The sequence below is a fragment of the Yinghuangia sp. ASG 101 genome (assembly GCF_021165735.1).
Classification (GTDB): domain Bacteria; phylum Actinomycetota; class Actinomycetes; order Streptomycetales; family Streptomycetaceae; genus Yinghuangia.
In genome coordinates, this window is sequence record NZ_CP088911.1 from 5,402,499 (window position 1) to 5,420,789 (window position 18,291).

The following is an 18,291-nucleotide window of genomic DNA, read 5'->3' on the forward strand; positions in this document are numbered from 1 at the left end:
TTCATGCCAGGCTCCCGAGCACCCACCTCCCGGCGGTCGCCGCCGGGGGAGGCCACCCGGCATCGGCCGGGGCCGGCTGGCGTCAGGGGCTCCGATCGATACAGAGAGCGGGTTCGCGGTGTACGCGATCATTCGCGCCGGCGGTAGGCAGCACAAGGTTGCCGTCGGTGATGTCATTCAGGCCGACCGTGTGCAGACCGCGGCCGGCGAGACCGTCGAGCTTCCGGTGCTGCTCCTGGTCGACGGTGAGTCCGTGACGAGCGACCCGTGGGTCCTCGCGGGTGTGAAGGTGACGGCCGAGGTCGTCGACCACACCAAGGGCAAGAAGATCGACATCCTGAAGTACAAGAACAAGACCGGCTACCGCAAGCGCATGGGTCACCGCCAGCAGCACACCCAGCTCAAGGTCACCGGCATCGAGACCGGGAAGTAGAGGACATGGCACACAAAAAGGGCGCATCGTCCACCCGTAACGGCCGTGACTCCAATGCCCAGCGGCTCGGCGTGAAGCGTTTCGGCGGCCAGGTCGTCAACGCGGGCGAGATCATCGTCCGCCAGCGCGGCACGCACTTCCACCCCGGTGCCAACGTCGGCCGCGGCGGCGACGACACCCTGTTCGCGCTCTCCGCGGGTGCGGTGCAGTTCGGCACGCACCGCGGGCGCCGTGTTGTGAACATCGTCCCGGCGGCCTGACGCCCGAGGGACCACCTTGCTCGACCCGAAGGCGGACCGGAACACGGTCCGCCTTCGGGCTTTGTCGGTGACAAACCGCTGGAGGCAATCGTGACCACCTTCGTCGACCGCGTCGTCCTGCACGTGGCCGCGGGTAACGGGGGCCACGGGTGCGCCTCGATCCACCGTGAGAAGTTCAAGCCGCTCGGCGGGCCCGACGGCGGGAACGGCGGTCGCGGGGGCGACGTGTCGCTCGTCGTCGACCCCAACGTCACCACCCTGCTGGAGTACCACCACTCGCCGCACCGCAAGGCGACGTCCGGCAAGCCCGGCGCGGGCGGCAACCGCAGCGGTGCCGACGGCGGCGACCTCGTGCTCGCGGTGCCCGACGGCACCGTCGTCAAGCGCCTGCTGCCGGGCGGCGGCGAGGAGTTCGTCGAGGACCTCGTCGGCAACGGCACCACCTTCGTACTCGCCCAGGGCGGCCGGGGCGGTCTCGGCAACGCCGCACTCGCGTCGCCGCGCCGCAAGGCCCCCGGTTTCGCGCTGCTCGGCGAGCCCGGCGGCGGCGGCGACTATGTCCTCGAACTCAAGACGGTCGCCGACATCGCGCTCGTCGGCTACCCGAGCGCGGGGAAGTCGAGCCTGATCGCGGCGCTGAGCGCCGCGCGGCCCAAGATCGCCGACTACCCGTTCACGACCCTGGTGCCGAACCTGGGCGTGGTCACCGCGGGAGACGTCGTCTACACCGTCGCCGACGTACCGGGGCTGATCCCCGGTGCCAGCCAGGGCAAGGGCCTCGGCCTGGAGTTCCTGCGGCACGTCGAACGCTGCAAGGCCCTCGTGCACGTGCTCGACTGCGCGACCCTGGAGCCCGGCCGCGACCCGGTCAGCGACCTGGACACCATCGAGGCCGAGCTGACGGAGTACGGCGGGCTCGACGACCGGCCGCGCATCGTCGCGCTCAACAAGACCGACATCCCCGACGGCGGCGACCTCGCCGACCTGGTGCGCGCCGACCTCGAAGGCCGCGGCCTCCAGGTGTTCGAGGTGTCCGCGGTCAGCCACAAGGGGCTGCGCGAACTGTCGTTCGCCATGGCCGCGTTGGTGCAACAGGCCCGCGAGGCCGCGCCGCCGCCCGAGGCGACCCGCATCGTGCTGCGCCCGGCCGCCGTCGACGACAGCGGGTTCACCGTGACGCGCCGCGGCGAGACGTACTTCGTCCGCGGTGCCAAGCCCGAACGCTGGGTCCGGCAAACGGACTTCGCCAACGACGAGGCGGTGGGCTACCTCGCCGACCGGCTCGCGCGCCTCGGGGTGGAGGAGGCGCTGTTCGACGCGGGCGCGCGTCCGGGGGCCGAGGTGGTGATCGGCGACGAGGAGTCCGGCGTGGTCTTCGACTGGGAGCCGACCGTCGCGACCGGCGCCGAGATGCTGGGCCGCCGCGGCGAGGACCACCGGTTCGAGAGCCAGCGTCCCGCGGTGCAGCGGCGTCGCGAACGCGACTCGTTGCACAGCAAATTCGAGGATTTCGAGCCGTTCGAACAGGAATGACGGCACAAGCCAAGGGGCCTGGCGTGACGCCGGGGGAGTGGGAGCAGCGGCGCATGTCAGTCCCGGTCGGGCGCGAAGAGGTCGCCTCGGCACACCGCATCGTGGTCAAGGTCGGTTCGTCGTCCCTGACCACCGCCGCCGGCGGTCTCGACGCGGAGCGCGTCGACGCCCTCGTCGACGTGATCGCCGCGAAGCGCGCCGAGGGCACCGAGGTGGTCCTCGTCTCCTCCGGCGCCATCGCCGCGGGCCTCGCACCGCTGGGACTCCACCGCCGACCGCGCGACCTCGCGACCGCCCAGGCGGCGGCGAGCGTCGGCCAGGGCCTTCTGGTCGCCCACTACACGGCGTCGTTCGCGCGGTACGACCTGCGGGTCGGGCAGGTTCTGCTGACCGTCGACGACATGACGCGCCGCGTGCACTACCGCAACGCGTACCGCACGCTCGACCGGCTGCTGACCGTGGGGGCGCTGCCGGTGGTCAACGAGAACGACACGGTCGCCACCGAGGAGATCCGCTTCGGCGACAACGACCGGCTCGCGGCGCTGGTGGCCCACCTCGTTCGTGCCGACCTGCTGGTGCTGCTGTCCGACGTCGACGGGTTGTACGACGGCGACCCCGCCAAGCCGACGTCGTCGCTCATCGCCGCCGTGCACGGCCCGGGCGACCTCGCGGGTGTCGAGATCGGCAAGGCCGGGAAGGCCGGCGTCGGCACCGGCGGCATGGTGACCAAGGTCGAGGCGGCCCGCATCGCGACCACGTCGGGCATCCCCGTCGTGCTGACGTCGGCGCGGTACGCGTCGGACGCGCTGTTCGGCAAGGAGACGGGGACGTTCTTCCACCGCACCGGCACGCGCCGCTCCGCCCGGTTGCAGTGGCTCGCGCACGCGACGACCCCGCGCGGCCGTCTCGTGCTGGACGACGGGGCGGTCCGGGCGGTCACCGAGCGGCACACGTCGCTGCTGCCGGCCGGGGTCACGGCCGTCGGGGGAAGCTTCGGCGCGGGAGACCCGGTCGACCTTGTCGACGAAAACGGCAACATCATCGGCCGCGGACTGGTCAACTTTGATGCACAGGAACTCCCCGGGCTCCTGGGCCGCTCCACCCACGAGCTGGCCCGGGAATTGGGGCCGGCGTACGAGCGCGAAGTCGTCCACCGCGACGACCTGGTGCTGATGCGCCGCTGACGCACGCGATGCGGAACCGGCACTGTGCGGGGCCCGGCGGCAGGCCGACGCCGCCGCGGCCGTCCCCCGCGTCATCGACGGAAGGCGGACCGGTGGGACGTGGCAGGGAACTGCCTTGGGAGGCCGCGGCGCCGGGACGGGCCGGCCGCGACGACGCCGAGTCGCTCGCGAACGGCTCGGTGGCGGAGAGGAAGGCGATCCGGATCGAGGAGACCCGGATGTGGCACATAACGCTGACCGTCGCGGGCGGTGCGGTGCCCTCGGACGACATCCGCCGGGGCCTCGAACAACTCGCCCACGACCACCCGTTCCTGCTCGTCGGCCGCTACGCGTCCGACCACGCGGAGGTCCGCTACTGGGAGGAGGCCCGCGACCTCCAGGACGCCGCGGCGCTCGCCCTGCGTCTGTGGGGAGAGCACCGCCGCTCGGCCGGGCTTCCGCCGTGGGAGATCATCGGCCTGGAGGTCGTCGACCGGGGGACGTGGCAGCAGCGTGCGAAGGCCCCGTCCGGTGGCGCGATCACGCCGGTCGTCCCGGGAGGCGTCCAACCGTTCTGACCGGCCGCGCGGCCGTCTCGCCTGACGGAAACCCCGGGGTACCGGCCGTACGGGCTCGGTAGGCTGGAGCCATGAGCAGCAGCGAATCCGCCACCGCGCCCACCACCGAAACGTCGGCCGTCCTCGCCACCGCCCGGCGCGCCCGGGAGGCCGCCGCGGCCCTCGCCCCAGTGGAGCGCCGGACGAAGGACGCCGCGCTGCTCGCGATCGCCGACGCGCTGGTCGCCCGTTCCGCCGAGATCGTCGCGGCCAACGCCGACGACGTCGCCCGGGCCCGCGCGAACGGTACCGCCGAGTCGACGGTCGACCGGCTCACCCTCACCGAGGAGCGCGTGGCCGCCATCGCGTCCGACGTCCGCGACGTCGTCGGCCTGCCCGACCCGGTCGGCGAGGTCGTGCGCGGGTCGACGCTGCCCAACGGTCTGGAACTGCGCCAGGTGCGGGTGCCGCTCGGGGTCGTCGGCATCATCTACGAGGCGCGGCCCAACGTGACGGTGGACGCCGCGGCGCTGTGCCTGAAGTCCGGCAACGCGGTGCTGCTGCGCGGCTCGTCCTCCGCATACGCCTCCAACACGGCTCTCGTGGCCGTGCTGCGCGACGCGATCGCCTCGGTCGGGGTGCCGGCCGACGCGATCCAGCTCGTCCCCGGCGAGTCCCGCGACAGCGTCAACGAGCTGATGCGTGCCCGGGGCCTCGTCGACGTGCTCATCCCGCGCGGCGGCGCGTCGCTCATCCGCACGGTGGTCGAGGGCTCCGTGGTCCCGGTCATCGAGACGGGCGTGGGCAACTGCCACGTGTACGTCGACGCCGACGCCGACGTGGCGACGGCCGTCGAGATCCTGGTCAACTCCAAGGCCCAGCGCGTGTCCGTGTGCAACTCCGCGGAGACCCTGCTCGTGCACGCCGACATCGCGGACGCGTTCGTGCCCGCGGCGCTGGCGGCGCTGAAGGACGCGGGCGTGACGGTGCACGGCGACGCCGCGACCCAGAAGTTCTCCCCCGACGTCGTGCCGGCGACCGACGCGGACTGGGACACCGAGTACCTCTCGTACGACATCGCTGCCGCCGTGGTCGACTCGCTCGACGACGCGGTGGCGCACATCCGCCGCCACTCGTCGGGCCACACCGAGGCCATCGTCACCACGTCGCAGGCCGCGGCCCGGCGGTTCGTGCACCTCGTCGACTCGACCGCGGTCATGGTCAACGCGTCCACGCGCTTCACCGACGGCGGCGAGTTCGGCTTCGGCGCCGAAATCGGGATCTCCACGCAGAAGTTGCACGCGCGCGGGCCGATGGGCCTGCCGGAGCTGACGTCGACCAAGTACGTCGTCACCGGCGACGGCCACGTGCGCGGCTGATCCGGCCGGGTTCCCGCAAGCCGTTCCGCTTCGGCCACCGCGGTAATACTGTGATGCGGTGGCCGATGCGCGAGGGCCGGAACCACCCGACGGCCCGGAGGACTTCGGGGAGAACCCCGAGCACGCGGGGGACGACTGGTCCTCCGTGGTCTTCGACGACGGATTCGTGCGCGCCGCGACCATCCACGAGCCGACCGCCGCCGAGCGGCGGCTCGCGGCGCTGCCGCCGACACCGCTGACCCCGCCCCGGCCGACCGATTTCGGCGAGGACCCCTACCGGCTGCACGATCCGCTTCCGGACGACGGCGTCCGGGCCGGCGCCCCCGACGACGTGCGGGGCTTCGAGCACGGCGACTTCGGCCGCCCGATCGGCCGCACGACGTGGTGGCGCCAGTCGGTGGCCTGGGTGCTGGCGGTGCTGATGGGCGTCGGCGTGGTGGCGATGGCGGTCACCGCGGTCGCGCCCGGGCGCTCGGGGCAGAACGCGCCGAGCCCCCAGCCGTCCGTCGGCACCGTCGCGCCGCGCCCTCCCGGGGCCACCGAGGGGCCCGCTGCGGAGCCTCCCGGGGATCCGCAGGTGCCCGACCTCCGGCATCCCGACGGCGTGACGAACCCGGTCGCGGGCACCGGCCCCGCGGTTCCTGCGGTGATGCTGTGTCCGGCGCCTCCGCGGGCCGGCTGCTGAATCGCGGGGGCGGGCCGCCGGTCGCGCACCGTGTCGCCGCGTGATCCTGGACACGGCGGTCTCGCCGTCGTCGTCCGCATCCGATAGGTTGCGCCCGTGTCTGAGCCACGCGACGGGGGACCCGACCACGAGCCCGAGGCGACGGAAGGGCGGCAGCCCGCGGACGCCGACCCTTTCGAGGGCCTGGTGCTCGACGAGGAATTCATCAAGGGAGCGAAGCAGAGCGAGCCGTCCGCGCGGGCGCGCATGCTCGCCGAGCGCTGGAAGAACGAGCCGCCGGAGGACACCGGGTTTCGTGAGGCGGCCGGGAACCGGGGGCGGCGCCGGCTGCGCCGCCGTCCGACGGGCGGCAATCGCGCGCCGCGGCGACTGGGCGGGGGACGCACGGGGCGCCGCGACCGTACGGACCTCAAGATCGCGATCTGGTTCGTGCTCATCGCGGCGGTGATCCTGTTCCTGTCCGCGCGCGGGGGCTGACCGTCCGTCACCGCCGGTGTGCGGGCGGGGGCCGCCGCGCGACGGAGTGCGGCGCGAGCGGCGGCCGGGCCGCCCGGGGGAACTGAAACCGCGTCAAGAACCGGGTATACGGGCGGTTTACCCCGGTTCCGGGGGGACGCTCCGCCGCCTACCATGGAGCCATGTCCGCTCGGGGTGAACCCCCTGACGGCAGCCGCAGGGGAGGGCCCGACGGCGAGGACGAGTTCCGTGTCGTCTTCGACGAGTCTTTCGTCCAAGCCGCCGTGCTCCATGAGCCGTCGGCGCAGGAACGGCTGCGCACCGGGAAGGGACCCCGGACCCTGCGTCGGGTCCTCGGCGTGCCCGCGACCACGTTCCGGGCCGTGGCACTGTCGCTGTCGGTCGTCGTCCTGATGGTCGGGGCGCTCTACTTCGGCGGACGCCGCGGGGGCGCGCCGGCACATCGGACCGCGTCGGGCCCGGCGGTCCTCGTCCGGGTGTCGCTCGTGCCGGCCGACGGCGTCGTGCCGGTCGTCCTGGCACCGGGGGCCGATCCCTACGCGGGCACCCCCGCCGCCGACTGGAGCGACGGCCGCTCCGGGATCGCGCTGCCCGCGCAGGAGGAGACCGAGCACTTCAGCGCTCCCCAGGTGCGCGAAGGCCTGGAGCTGGTACGGGACTTCGTCGCCGCGACGCAGCTGGATCCGGCGGTGTGGGGCGGGGCGCGGCCGTGGTCGGCGGCGCTGAGCCTCAGGGCGGACCAGTACCAGCAGCTGATCGCCGCCCTCGACCATCCGGTCGACGACGACGTCCATTCCGCGACCGGATGGGTCACCCGCTTCGACGCCGAGACGATCTCGGTCGCCGACACGCGGGTCCGGGTGGACGCCGTGACGACGATCGACGAACCCGTCGACGGCGAGCTGCTGGTGGCGGTCGACGGTGTCTTCGTCTACGCGGTGAAGGCACGCGACAGCGGGGTGTTCACGCGGTTCACCGTCCACCGGGTCTGGGAGTTCCGGATCGACAAACCGGGCCTGCGCGACGCCCAGCTTCGGGTGCGGCGCATCGTGACGGTCGCGGCGCCGCAGGCGTGCACGGCCGCCGCCGCGGCGTACTTCCGCCCGATCTTCCCGGCCGCCGACGGGCCCCCGGCGGCTCCGCCGGACGCCGGGCGGCCGGACGGGACCGGTGCGCGGGGTGCGGCGGACGGGACCGGTGCGCCGGGAGCCACCGGGCAGGCGACCGGGGTGGTCGGGCCGGACGCGGCGCTGCCGTCGCCGACCCCGATGCCGCCGGTCGTGTCGTCCGTTCCGCTGCCGACGGGGTCGCCGATCGACCCGCTCGCGCTCGGCGGCGCGACCGGGACGACCTGCGGGGTGCTCGCCGCCGCGGTGTGACGCCTCGGCCGGCGCCCGTCAGCCGGTGGTGCCGCGTCCCGGGGCGTCGCCCGATCCGCCGTCTTCCGGGCCAGGGCGCTCTTCGGCGGATTTCGGTGGCGCGGTCGTAGCGGAACCCGCCGAGCGGCCGGTGAACTTGTCGCGGAGTCGGCCGCCGGCGTCGGCGGCGCCGTCCGCGAGGTCGCGCAGCAGCCCGAAGAGCGGGTCCGCCGTCTGCCGCGCCGATTCGCGGTACGAGTCGGCCGAGGCCTTCGCCTCGCCGCGCACCGACGTGTTGCCGTCGTCGTCGCGGCGCGGGTAGTCGCCCGCCATGATCGCGGCGTAGCCGGGCCCGTCCGCCCAGCGCTTGAGCTCCGCGACGCGCACGACCGGGAACGGGTGCGACCGGCCGAGCACGTTCATCAGCTTGAGCACGCTGTCGCGCAGGTCTCCGGCCGCGTCGTATTCGGCCGCCTGGGCGAGGAATTCGTCCGTGCTCATCTCGTGCAGGCGCGACCCGCCCGCGATCTTCATGAGCGCCCGGAGCGAGACCTCCGGGTCCTGCCCGACCAACAACCCCGCGCGGTCGCAGCTCAGTTCCGACTTGCGGAACCACTCCTGGAGGGCCGCGACGACCGCCTGGACGGCGAGCGTGCCCAGCGGGATGCCGGACAACCTCACCGACAGGCCCGTCAGGACCAGCAGCATCGTGCGATAGACCGCGTGGCCGGACAGGATGTGGCCCATCTCGTGGCCGATGACCGTGCGCATCTCGTCGTCGTCGAGCAACTCGACCAGGCCGGTCGTCACGACGATGAACGGCTTGTCCATGCCGATCGCCATCGCGTTCGGCTGGGGGGTCGAGCGTGACGTACACCTCGGGCACCGTCGGCATGTCGAGGATGTACGCGGCCTCCCGGGCCATTTCGTGCAGGCGCCGGAACTGCTGGTCGCTGGTGCGCACACCGCCGGCCAGGAACGCGAGGCGGACCGCGCGCTCCGACACCATGCCGTGCAACTGCCGCAGCACCGAGTCGAAGCCCTGGAGCCTGCGCAAGGCGACCAACGCGCTGCGGTCGGCGGGGTGTTCGTACGCCCGCGAGGAGATCCCCGGAAAGCGCTTCCGTTGCGTCGCGGGCAGATTGCCGGCCCCGCCGGCCCCGGGCTGTTTGGTGGTGTCGGGCATCGGCGCTCCCCCTTGTGGGTGATCCGGCCGGGCGGCGTCCGCGCGTTTGTGCCGCCCTCCTCCGATTTCAGACTAGGTGCAACCGGGGCGGGCCACTGCGGGACAACCCTCACCCGTGCGGCGCAGCGGTCCCCACGTGGGCGGCGCCGCACGCCGGTGGGGGAGCGGCGACGGCGGTCCTGCGCGCGCAGGCCGGGGGGCCCTTCCGTACGATGTCGTGCGCGGCCGTGTGACGAGATGTCCTCGCGGACACCCGGCCGGCGTCCGACGACCGACACACGAGGGTTGACACGATGACCGAGCACGCCGTGACCGTACTCACCCGCCTTGCCAGCGAAGGCGGCGAGCACGGCGGCAACCACGAGAACCTGAACCCGCTCGGCGCCGGGATCGGCGCGTTCGTCGCGCTGGTTGTTCTCCTCCTCATCACGCTGTCGTTCAACAAGGACCGCTGAACCGACGACGCGTCAACCACCGCCCGGGACCGCCACGCACGGCGATCCCGGGTTTCGTGCTGCGGGACGCGCGTCGCCGGGTGGCACCCGGCCCCGGTTCCCGTCCACGCCGCGCGCCGCGGGCGTTAATCTTCGGAGCGAGTCGCGGCGACGCGTGGGGACGCGACACCGGCAGCACCTTGGGGAGGGCGAGATGCGCACATTCGCCATGGGCGAGAAGGCCAGGCTGGCGGATCTGACCGCGGCGACCGCGCTGCGCGTCGAGGTCGCGGGCGAGGCGACGGGCTCCGACGTCGCGGCGTTCTGCTTCGCCCTCGACGCGGACGGCCGCATCGGCGCCGACCGGCCCCCGGTCAGCGCGGACCGCCCGGCGTCGCTCTCCAGCGCGGTGGCGCTGGTGTCGGGCGGGGCCGCGAACGCCGCCTTCGACGTGGATTTGGACGCCGTCGCGCCCGAGGTGCACCGCCTGCTCTTCGTCGTGGCCTCGGTCGGACCCGCCATCGCGCTGGACGCCGGAAGCGTCGCGCTGACGGCCGGCGAGGAGGCGATCGCGGCCTATCTCATGGATCCGGCCGACATGAAGGGGCAGCGCGCGCTCATCCTCGGTGAGCTTTATCGGCGCGACGGCTGGCGCTTCGGGGCGGTCGGGCAGGGCTACCGGGACGGGCTGGACCAGCTCGTGCGTGACTACGGGGGCGACGTCGAAGCCGTGGCCGCGTCCGCGGCGGAGGGCGGCGGCGTACCCGGTGCCGCCGCCTCCGACGCGGAGACCGCGCGCTCCCCGGCCGATCACGGTGCGGCGTCGGACGCCCCGGCGGTCCCGGGCCCCCTGGCCTACGAAGGCTCCGGCGACCGGATCCTCCGCATCGCGCGCCCGGTGGAGTCCGGCCCGGTGGTCGTCGAGATCACCGGCGGCGGAACCGGCAACTTCGCGGTCTGGACGCTGAATTCGTCGCTCGAACACGACAAGCTCCTGGTCAACGAGATCGGCGCGTACCGGGGCCGTGTCCTCGTCGACGAGCGCGGCACGGCCACCGAGCGCCTGAAGATCGAAAGCGACGGCCCCTGGACGGTCGTCGTCCGGCCGCCGGCCGCCGCGCCGCGGCTCGCCGGACGGGCCTCCGGCGACGGCCCGGAGGTCCTGCGGTGGACCGGGCCGCGCACCGTCGTGGCCATGACGCACGCGGGGGCCAGCAACTTCATGGTCCGCGTGTACGCCGAAACGCCCGGTCAGGCCGAGGACCCCTACCTCGCGTCGCTCGCCAACACGATCGGGAGCTACGACGGCGAGTCGATCATCCCCGCCGGGCCCTGTCTGGTCGAGATCGAGGCGGACGGAGACTGGACGATCACCCCCGAATCGGAGTGAAGGACCGCCCGGGGCAGGTTCGTCCGCATGTGCCCGTCCGACGGTGGGCCGCACCGGAGTTCGCGGGCCCGGGCGCCGTGCCGCGGCGGGTCCGGCCGCACCCGAGGCCAACCGGTCCGTTCGCCGCCGGTCCGTGTTCTTCGCGAACCCTGCCCTATAGATTGACCGCCCATGGACGATGGCACGGCACAGCGCAACAGACGCGTCGGCGTCATGGGCGGCACCTTCGACCCGATCCATCACGGCCACCTCGTGGCCGCGAGCGAGGTCGCCGGGCTGTTCCGGCTCGACGAGGTCATCTTCGTGCCGACCGGCGAGCCGTGGCAGAAGGGTGGTCGCGCGGTGTCACCCGCCGAGGACCGCTACCTCATGACGGTCATCGCCACCGCGTCCAACCCGCGATTCTCGGTCAGTCGCGTCGACATCGACCGACCCGGCCAGACGTACACGGTCGACACACTCAAGGACCTGCGCCGCGCGTCGGGTGAGGGAACCGAGCTGTTCTTCATCACCGGTGCCGACGCCCTCGCGCAGATCTTCTCGTGGCGCAACGCCGAGGAGTTGTTCGCGCTCGCGCACTTCATCGGTTGCACCCGGCCCGGCCACACGCTCTCCGACCCCGGCTTCCCGGACGGCGGCGTGAGCCTCGTCGAGGTGCCCGCACTGGCCATTTCGTCGACCGACATCCGCCGCCGCCGCAACGGTGGCGAGCCGGTGTGGTACCTGGTCCCCGACGGGGTCGTGCAATACATCAGCAAACGAGGGCTGTACCGAGGGGCGACGTGAGCGGTAGGGGCGAAGGGGACGGCCGTCCCCATGAGGGCGGTCCGTACCAGGAGGGGCCGTACCAGGAAGGGACGTACCAAGAAGGGCAGTACCAGGCCTACGGGCCCGTGCCGCAGCAGGGGTATCCGGGGCAGGACGCGGCGGGCTACGGCTACGACGGGCAGCCGCAGGGGCAGTACGGCGAGCAGGGGTATCCGGGGGCGTACGGGGGGCAGGCGTACGACGCGCAGGGCTACGGGGCCGCGCCCGCACCGGAGGCACCCGGCTACGGGGCACCCGAGTACGGCACGGCCTACGAGACCCCCTCCTCCTACGAGACCCCCTCCTACGAGAACCAGGCGTACGGCCAGACGCCCTACGGATACACCCCCGAGCAGGCGCCCTACCCCCAGCCCGCCCCCGCTCCGATGCACGACTCGGGCGCCTACGGCACCGTGCCGCAGCCCGGATACGGCCAGGGCGCCGACCACGACTCCGGCGCCTACGCCGCGTACGACGGCCCGGTGCAGCCCACGACGGGATCCGGAGAGCGGCCCCCGGGCGGCACCGCCGCCGCGGCGGCCGGTGCGGGAACGACCGGGGCCGCGCGCTCGACCACCCCCCAGGCCGGATCGGGCGTCCGGCGCGCCGGGACCACCGGCCCCACCGGCGGCTCCGCGACGACGGGCTCGTTCCGCGTCCAGGTGCCCGGCGCCCGACCGGGGACCCCCAGCCGACCGGCCGCACCCCGTCCGCCCGCCGCGTCCCCGCCGCGCCCGGCCGCACCCGCCGGCCGCCCCGCCCGCCCCGCGGATTCCGGCACCGTGCCCGCTCCCGGCGGACCCCGCTCCGGGAAGTCGCGGCGGCCCGGCGGCCGGTCCGGCGCCCGCACCGGCGCGGACCGCGAGAAGGTCGGCTACGGCGACGACGAGTTCGACTTCGTCGACGACGACGGCGAAGAGACCGAAGACGTCATCGACTGGCTGAAATTCGCCGAGACGCGCTCCGAACGCCGCGACGAACGGCGCCGGCAACTGCGCAGCCGCCTGGTGTCGCTGGTCGTCGTCCTCGCCCTCGCGGCGCTCGGCGCCGGGGGCTACTACGCGTACACCACGTGGTGGGCCGAGGACTCCAAGGCGGCGGCGACCGCTCCCGGCGGCGCGGTGCTGATCCAACTGCGCGGACAAGGCGGCGAGGCGAGCGCGAGCGCGGTCCTGGCCGACGACCCCTCGCGCGGCACCGCGGCGATGATCACCGTGCCGTCCTCGACCGTGGTCAACACCCCGGGCGCCGGTCCCCGGGGCATCGGCGAACTCATGGCGACCGACGGGGCGGGTGCGACGCGCGACGCCCTGGCCCAGCTCATCGGCGTCAAGCTGGACGGGTCGTGGGTGGTGAGCGAGCCCGTCCTGCAAGGCCTCGTCGACATGATGGGCGGCGTCGAACTCGCCGCCGACGTCGAGGTCAAGAGCGCGGACGGCCGCGTCGTGCTGCCCGCCGGGCCGTCCAAGGTCGACGGCGTCAAGGCGGTGGCGTACGCGACGTACCGCGTCCAAGGCGAGCCGCCGTCGCTGGGTGCCGAGCGGTTCGGCCGCGTCGTGCAGGCCGTCCTCAAGGTCCTGCCGACCGAGTCGCGCCTCCTCGGCAACCTGCTGCGCAACCTCGGGAACGTCCCCGACCCGTCGCTGCCCGACGAGCGGCTCGCGGAACACCTCACGTCGATGGCGACGGCGGTCCAGGCCCAGCAGGTCAAGTCCGCCGACCTGCCGGTGCAGCCCGACGGCGTCCTCGACGTCGAGGCGGCGGGCCCGGTGGTCAAGGAACTGCTCGGCGGGACCGTGCAGGTCGCGAAGGCCGAGGGCCCGGCGCGCGTCATGGTCGCGGATGCCAGCGGCAAGGACGAAGCGCAGGAGAACGCGCGCGTCAAGGTGGTCAACGCCGGCTACTCGTACGTGCCGGGCGGCATCGTCCAGCCCACGGCCAAGCCGACGTCGGTGGTGCAGTACTCCGACGACGAGCGGCGCGAGGCGGCGGTCCAGCTGGCCCTGACGCTGGGGCTGCCGGAGACCGCGGTGCAGAAGACCGAAGGAGAGATGCTGGCCGACGTCGTGGTGACGCTGGGCCAGGACTACAAGCCGTCCTGACGGCCGGCGCGGGCCGCTCCCGGCCCTCGGCGGGCGCGGGTGGCCGCCGCCTTACTCGGCGGCGGCCACCCGGCCCGGTGTGAGAACCTGGAAGGCGTCCCTCGTCACCTGGAGAAAAGCAGACCGTGACCGCCACACCGCACGCCATCGAGCTCGTCAACGCCGCCGCGGAGGCGTGCGCCGAAAAGCTCGCCTCCGAGACCGTCGCCTACGACGTCAGCGACGTGGTCGGGATCACCGACGCCTATGTGCTGGCCTCCGCGCCCAACGACCGGCAGGTCAAGGCGATCGTCGACGAGGTCGAGGAACGGCTCCGGAAGCTCGGTGCCAAGCCGGTCCGCCGCGAGGGCGACCGCGAGGCGCGCTGGGTCCTGCTGGACTTCATCGACATCGTGGTGCACGTGCAGCACGCCGAGGAGCGCGCCTACTACCGCCTCGAAGGCCTCTGGAAGGACTGCCCGAAGCTGGAGCTGCCCGAGGCGGTCCAACGCGTCAACGCCGAGCGCGCCAAGGCCGGCGCCGCGATCGAGGACGCGAGCTGAGCGCGTCCGGCGGCGGTCGCCGCATCCTGCTGTGGCGGCACGGCCAGACGACGTGGAACGTGGAGCGGCGCTTCCAGGGGCAGACCGACATCCCCCTCACCGACGAGGGCATAGCGCAGGCACAACGCGCCGCGCGCCTGCTGGCCGCACTCAAGCCGCACGCGATCCTCGCCTCCGACCTCACGCGCGCCGCGAACACCGCGGGCGAACTCGCGCACCTCACCGGCCTTTCGGTGGAGCTGGACGCGGGGCTGCGCGAGACGTACGCGGGGCACTGGCAGGGCCTGACCAACCGCGAGATCGAGGAGCGCTTCCCCGAGCAGTTCGCGGCCTGGCGCCGCGGCGAGCCGGTACGGCGCGGCGACGGCGAACTGGAGGTCGAGGTCGCCGACCGCGCGGTCCCCGCGATCGAACGCGCCCTGGAGAAACTCCCGGACGGCGGCACCCTCGTCGTCGTCTCCCACGGCGGCGCGATCCGCTGCGCGATAGGCCGGCTGATCGGCCTCGACGAGAGCGCGTGGGGTGTGCTGGGCGCGCTGTCCAACTGCTGCTGGTCCGTCCTCGGCCAAGGCGCGCGCGGCTGGCGCCTGCTCGAACACAACGCGGGGACCCTCCCCGAGCCGGTCCTCGGCGACGAGGTGTGACCGAGGTTTATCGGTTGGGAACTTCCCCCACCGACCATGTAAAGTAATCCTCGGCCGACCGCTCCGGTGGGCCTGGTGAGGGGCTATAGCTCAGCTGGTAGAGCACCTGCATGGCATGCAGGGGGTCAGGAGTTCAAGTCTCCTTAGCTCCACAAAGTCGATGGGCGACCTGTGTCCGCGGAGAGCGCGGACCGGGTCGTCTTTGTTGTTTTTTGCGGCTTCGCCGCGGCGGGGGCTTCGCCACCCGCACCCCCCCGCTGGCGCACGTAGAGCGTCCCTGCGTTGGGGGAAACCTCGGCCGTGGTCGTGGGTCGCTGCGTATGTGGAGCATCCCCTGCGCGGGGGGAAACCTTGGTCGTGGTCGTGGGTCGCTGCGTATGTGGAGCATCCCCTGCGCGGGGGGAACCTTGGTCGTGGTCGTGGGTCGCTGCGTATGTGGAGCATCCCCTGCGCGGGGGGAACCTTGGTCGTGGTCGTGGGTCGCTGCGTATGTGGAGCATCCCTGCGTTGGGGGAGGTTGTGCTGGATGGGGGCTGGGGGGTGCCTGTTGTGGGTGTTGGTGTTTGGGGGGTGACGCATGTGACGTCGGGGCGGTGCAGGCGACAGTTTTTGGATCAATCCGAACCAACAACGTTCCCCGCCAAGCCTTCTGCCCGCGCAAGCCAACGCCCTTGACCGAGCCTTCCCCCCCCGCACAGGCCACAACTGTGGCCAAGCCTTCCCCCGCGCAGCGGCCCACGACGACCGAGGTTTCTCCCCGCGCAGGGATGCTCCACGTACGCAGCGGCCCACGACCGAGGCTTCCCCCAACGCAGGGACGCTCTACCTGCGCCAGCGGGGGGTGCGGGTGGCGAAGCCCCCGCCGCGGCGAAGCCGCAAAAAACAACAAAGACGACCTGGTCCGCGCTCTCCGCGGACACAGGTCGCCCATCGACTTTGTGGAGCTAAGGAGACTTGAACTCCTGACCCCCTGCATGCCATGCAGGTGCTCTACCAGCTGAGCTATAGCCCCTCACCAGGCCCACCGGGTTGGGCCGGTTGGACGAGGAATACCTTACAGGGTGGGGGCGGGAAGTTCCCAACCGGTGGCGGGGGTCAGAGGGGGGTGGGGGCCAGGAAGCCGCGGAGCAGGGCGGCGGTGGCGTCCAGGTGCTGGGTGGTCGCCCGGCGGGCGGCTTCGGGGTCGGGGGCGAGTATCGCGCGGACTATCGCGGCGTGCTGGGTCGCGCTGTGTTCGATGTTGCGGGCCAGGACCGGGATCGCGTCGAGGAGTTCGTTGAGCCGCATGCGGACGTCGGCGGCTGCGGCGGTGAGCGAGCACGAGCCGGTGAGTTCGGCGAGCGTGAGGTGGAAGGCGGTGTCCAGGCGCCGGTAGTCCTCGGGGGTGGCGTGGTCGACGGCGTCGAGCCGCGTCAGGAGCAGTTCGCGCTGGGCGTCGTCGAGCGCGGTGGTGGCGAGGACCTGGACGGCGCCGACTTCGAGGACGCGGCGGAATGCGAGCGCGTCTTCGAGGCCCGGCCCCATGTCCTCGGCGCGGCGCCGGACCTCGGCGGTCGGCGGGAGCGGTGGGGGCAGCGTGACGAACGTGCCGCCGAATCGGCCGCGGCGTACCTCGACGCGTCCGGCCTGGCGCAGCGCGTGCAGGGCCTCGCGGAGGGTGATGCGGCTGACGCCGAGCCGGGCGGCCAGTTCGCGTTCGGACGGGAAGCGGGCGCCCGGGGGGACGACACCGAGTTTGATCGCGGCCATCAGGCGCTCGACGGTCTCCTCGAACGCGTTGCCGGTGCGGACGGGACGGAACACGGCGTCCGCGGTGGGGGACGCGGCGTCGGCCGACACCTGCGGTCCTTCCTTTCGTCGAACGCTTTTCCGATTCAATGGACTGATGTTAGACCAATGAGGTTGGATGGCCCCGAACCGACCGTGCGGGTGACGCGGACGACGGGAGATGTGTCGTGACCCAGGGTGGGGTGGCGGTGCCGGGTGGGGCGTACGACGTGGAACGGCTTCGCGCGCAGGTCGAGGCCGGGGAGATCGATACGGTCCTGACCGCCTTCACCGACATGCAGGGACGATTGCAGGGCAAGCGCCTCTCGGCCCGGTTTTTCCTCGAAGAGGTGCTGGCCGGCCACGCCGAGGGCTGCAACTACCTGCTCGCGGTCGACGTCGACATGAACACCGTCGACGGCTACGCGATGAGTTCGTGGGAGAAGGGCTACGGCGATTTCGTGCTCGTCTCCGACCCGGCGACGCTGCGCCCGGTGCCGTGGAACGCGGGAACGGCCATGGTGCTCGCGGATCTCGCGTGGGCGGACGGGACGCCGGTGGCCGCGTCGCCGCGCCAGATCCTCCGCCGGCAGACCGAGCGCCTCGCGCGCGCCGGGCGGCGGGCGATGGTCGGGACGGAGCTGGAGTTCGTGCTCTTCCGCGACACGTACGAGCAGGCGTGGGACCGCGCGTACCGCGACCTCACGCCCGCCAACCGGTACAACGTCGACTACAGCGTCCTCGGCACGGCCCGCGTGGAGCCGCTGCTGCGCCGGATCCGCAACGAGATGACGGCCGCGGGGATGTACGTCGAGTCGGCCAAGGGCGAGTGCAATCCGGGGCAGCACGAGATCGCGTTCCGCTACGACGAGGCGGTCCGTACGTGTGACAACCACAGCGTGTACAAGAACGGCGCGAAGGAGATCGCCGCGCAGGAGGGCATGAGCCTGACATTCATGGCCAAGCCCAACGCGCGCGAAGGCAATTCGTGCCACATCCACCTGTCGCTGCACGGCGGTGACGGGCCCGTGCTGAGCGGGGACGGGCCGTACGGGCTCTCCCGCACGGGCGGGCACTTCATCGCCGGGCTGCTCGCCGTGCTGCGCGAGTTCACGCTCCTGTACGCGCCCAACATCAACTCGTACAAGCGCTTCCAGCCCGGCAGTTTCGCGCCGACGGCCGTCCAGTGGGGGGTCGACAACCGCACCTGCGCGCTGCGCGTCGTCGGGCACGGGCCGTCGCTGCGCGTCGAGAACCGCGTGCCGGGCGGCGACGTCAACCCGTATCTCGCGGTGGCCGGCATGATCGCCGCCGGGCAGTACGGCATCGACAACGAACTGCCCCTCCCCGAGCCGCAGTCGGGCAACGCGTACGCTTCCGGGGCGGAGACCGTGCCGACCACGCTGCGCGACGCGCTCGATCTGTGGGAGAAGAGCGAATTGGCCCGTGAGGTGTTCGGCGACGAGGTGCAGGCGCACTACGCGAACGCCGCACGCGTCGAACTCGCGGCCTACGACGCGGCCGTCACCGACTGGGAGCTTTTCCGCGGCTTCGAGCGCATGTAGCGCCGACGG

17 protein-coding genes, 2 tRNA genes and 1 pseudogene are annotated in these 18,291 nt (G+C 72.7%); 17 read left to right on the plus strand and 3 right to left on the minus strand.

Annotation, left to right across the window (positions count from 1 at the left end; genetic code table 11):
• Window positions 1-118: 118 nt before the first annotated feature.
• From rplU to LO772_RS23260, 9 genes are all read left to right on the plus strand, one after another.
• Window positions 119-433: a 50S ribosomal protein L21 gene (gene rplU / locus LO772_RS23220; protein ID WP_231773962.1), complete on the plus strand. Its 315-nt coding sequence runs from the start codon at window positions 119-121 to the stop codon at window positions 431-433.
• Between the two features lie 5 nt (window positions 434-438).
• Window positions 439-693, plus strand: a complete 255-nt coding sequence (rpmA, locus tag LO772_RS23225; protein ID WP_231773963.1) for a 50S ribosomal protein L27 — start codon at window positions 439-441, stop codon at window positions 691-693.
• Between the two features lie 90 nt (window positions 694-783).
• A complete protein-coding gene (gene obgE, locus LO772_RS23230) occupies window positions 784-2,226 on the plus strand; it encodes a GTPase ObgE (RefSeq protein ID WP_231773964.1) in 1,443 nt (480 codons plus the stop codon).
• Window positions 2,227-2,279: 53 nt separating this feature from the next.
• Window positions 2,280-3,410 carry a glutamate 5-kinase gene (gene proB, locus LO772_RS23235; RefSeq protein ID WP_231773965.1) on the plus strand — a complete coding sequence of 377 codons (1,131 nt, stop codon included), beginning with the start codon at window positions 2,280-2,282 and terminating at the stop codon, window positions 3,408-3,410.
• Window positions 3,411-3,502: 92 nt separating this feature from the next.
• Window positions 3,503-3,967: a hypothetical protein gene (locus tag LO772_RS23240; RefSeq protein WP_231773966.1), complete on the plus strand. Its 465-nt coding sequence runs from the start codon at window positions 3,503-3,505 to the stop codon at window positions 3,965-3,967.
• Between the two features lie 71 nt (window positions 3,968-4,038).
• The gene (locus tag LO772_RS23245; RefSeq protein WP_231773967.1) at window positions 4,039-5,325 is read left to right on the plus strand and encodes a glutamate-5-semialdehyde dehydrogenase; all 1,287 of its coding nucleotides are present in this window, start codon (window positions 4,039-4,041) and stop codon (window positions 5,323-5,325) included.
• Between the two features lie 58 nt (window positions 5,326-5,383).
• Window positions 5,384-6,010, plus strand: coding sequence for an SCO2584 family spore wall biosynthesis protein (locus LO772_RS23250; RefSeq protein ID WP_231773968.1), 627 nt, complete (start codon window positions 5,384-5,386; stop codon window positions 6,008-6,010).
• Window positions 6,011-6,106: 96 nt separating this feature from the next.
• On the plus strand, window positions 6,107-6,487 hold the full coding sequence (locus LO772_RS23255; protein WP_231773969.1) for an SCO2583/SCO2584 N-terminal domain-containing protein: 381 nt from the start codon (window positions 6,107-6,109) through the stop codon (window positions 6,485-6,487).
• Window positions 6,488-6,648: 161 nt separating this feature from the next.
• Window positions 6,649-7,866 carry an SCO2583 family membrane protein gene (locus LO772_RS23260; protein WP_231773970.1) on the plus strand — a complete coding sequence of 406 codons (1,218 nt, stop codon included), beginning with the start codon at window positions 6,649-6,651 and terminating at the stop codon, window positions 7,864-7,866.
• Window positions 7,867-7,884: 18 nt separating this feature from the next.
• On the opposite strand, the pseudogene LO772_RS23265 reads toward LO772_RS23260, so the two are convergent.
• Window positions 7,885-9,031 (minus strand): annotated as a pseudogene (locus tag LO772_RS23265) (M48 family metallopeptidase).
• 293 nt (window positions 9,032-9,324) lie between these two features.
• Here LO772_RS23265 and LO772_RS23270 point away from each other — a divergent pair.
• The 7 genes from LO772_RS23270 (at window position 9,325) to LO772_RS23300 (ending at window position 15,102) form a co-directional block, all read left to right on the plus strand.
• Complete coding sequence (locus tag LO772_RS23270; protein WP_231773971.1) at window positions 9,325-9,486, plus strand: hypothetical protein; 162 nt, start codon at window positions 9,325-9,327, stop codon at window positions 9,484-9,486.
• 193 nt (window positions 9,487-9,679) lie between these two features.
• Window positions 9,680-10,855: a TerD family protein gene (locus tag LO772_RS23275; protein ID WP_231773972.1), complete on the plus strand. Its 1,176-nt coding sequence runs from the start codon at window positions 9,680-9,682 to the stop codon at window positions 10,853-10,855.
• Window positions 10,856-11,026: 171 nt separating this feature from the next.
• Window positions 11,027-11,641, plus strand: a complete 615-nt coding sequence (gene nadD / locus LO772_RS23280; RefSeq protein WP_231773973.1) for a nicotinate-nucleotide adenylyltransferase — start codon at window positions 11,027-11,029, stop codon at window positions 11,639-11,641.
• Window positions 11,638-13,764: an LCP family protein gene (locus LO772_RS23285; protein WP_231773974.1), complete on the plus strand. Its 2,127-nt coding sequence runs from the start codon at window positions 11,638-11,640 to the stop codon at window positions 13,762-13,764. Before nadD ends, LO772_RS23285 begins: the two co-directional genes overlap by 4 nt.
• A 125-nt stretch (window positions 13,765-13,889) precedes the next feature.
• A complete protein-coding gene (gene rsfS, locus LO772_RS23290; protein WP_231773975.1) occupies window positions 13,890-14,306 on the plus strand; it encodes a ribosome silencing factor in 417 nt (138 codons plus the stop codon).
• Entirely contained in the window at window positions 14,303-14,950 is a 648-nt protein-coding gene (locus LO772_RS23295) for a histidine phosphatase family protein (RefSeq protein ID WP_231779684.1), read from the plus strand. Before rsfS ends, LO772_RS23295 begins: the two co-directional genes overlap by 4 nt.
• Window positions 14,951-15,029: 79 nt before the next feature.
• A tRNA-Ala gene (locus LO772_RS23300) sits at window positions 15,030-15,102 on the plus strand.
• 787 nt (window positions 15,103-15,889) lie between these two features.
• Here the strand turns inward: LO772_RS23300 and LO772_RS23305 are convergent.
• Window positions 15,890-15,962 (minus strand) — tRNA-Ala (locus tag LO772_RS23305).
• A gap of 83 nt (window positions 15,963-16,045) precedes the next feature.
• A complete protein-coding gene (locus LO772_RS23310; protein ID WP_231773976.1) occupies window positions 16,046-16,789 on the minus strand; it encodes a FadR/GntR family transcriptional regulator in 744 nt (247 codons plus the stop codon).
• Window positions 16,790-16,920: 131 nt separating this feature from the next.
• Between LO772_RS23310 and LO772_RS23315 the strand changes: the two genes are divergently transcribed.
• A complete protein-coding gene (locus LO772_RS23315) occupies window positions 16,921-18,282 on the plus strand; it encodes a glutamine synthetase family protein (protein WP_231779685.1) in 1,362 nt (453 codons plus the stop codon).
• Window positions 18,283-18,291: the final 9 nt, after the last annotated feature.

What these genes read in the sequence shown, in the direction of transcription:
- rpmA (WP_231773963.1), top strand. Translation starts at nt 439, where the DNA reads ATGGCACACAAAAAGGGCGCATCGTCCACCCGTAACGGCCGTGACTCC.
- proB (WP_231773965.1), top strand. Translation starts at nt 2,280, where the DNA reads ATGTCAGTCCCGGTCGGGCGCGAAGAGGTCGCCTCGGCACACCGCATC.
- LO772_RS23245 (WP_231773967.1), top strand. Translation starts at nt 4,039, where the DNA reads ATGAGCAGCAGCGAATCCGCCACCGCGCCCACCACCGAAACGTCGGCC.
- LO772_RS23260 (WP_231773970.1), top strand. Translation starts at nt 6,649, where the DNA reads ATGTCCGCTCGGGGTGAACCCCCTGACGGCAGCCGCAGGGGAGGGCCC.
- LO772_RS23270 (WP_231773971.1), top strand. Translation starts at nt 9,325, where the DNA reads ATGACCGAGCACGCCGTGACCGTACTCACCCGCCTTGCCAGCGAAGGC.
- LO772_RS23275 (WP_231773972.1), top strand. Translation starts at nt 9,680, where the DNA reads ATGCGCACATTCGCCATGGGCGAGAAGGCCAGGCTGGCGGATCTGACC.
- nadD (WP_231773973.1), top strand. Translation starts at nt 11,027, where the DNA reads ATGGACGATGGCACGGCACAGCGCAACAGACGCGTCGGCGTCATGGGC.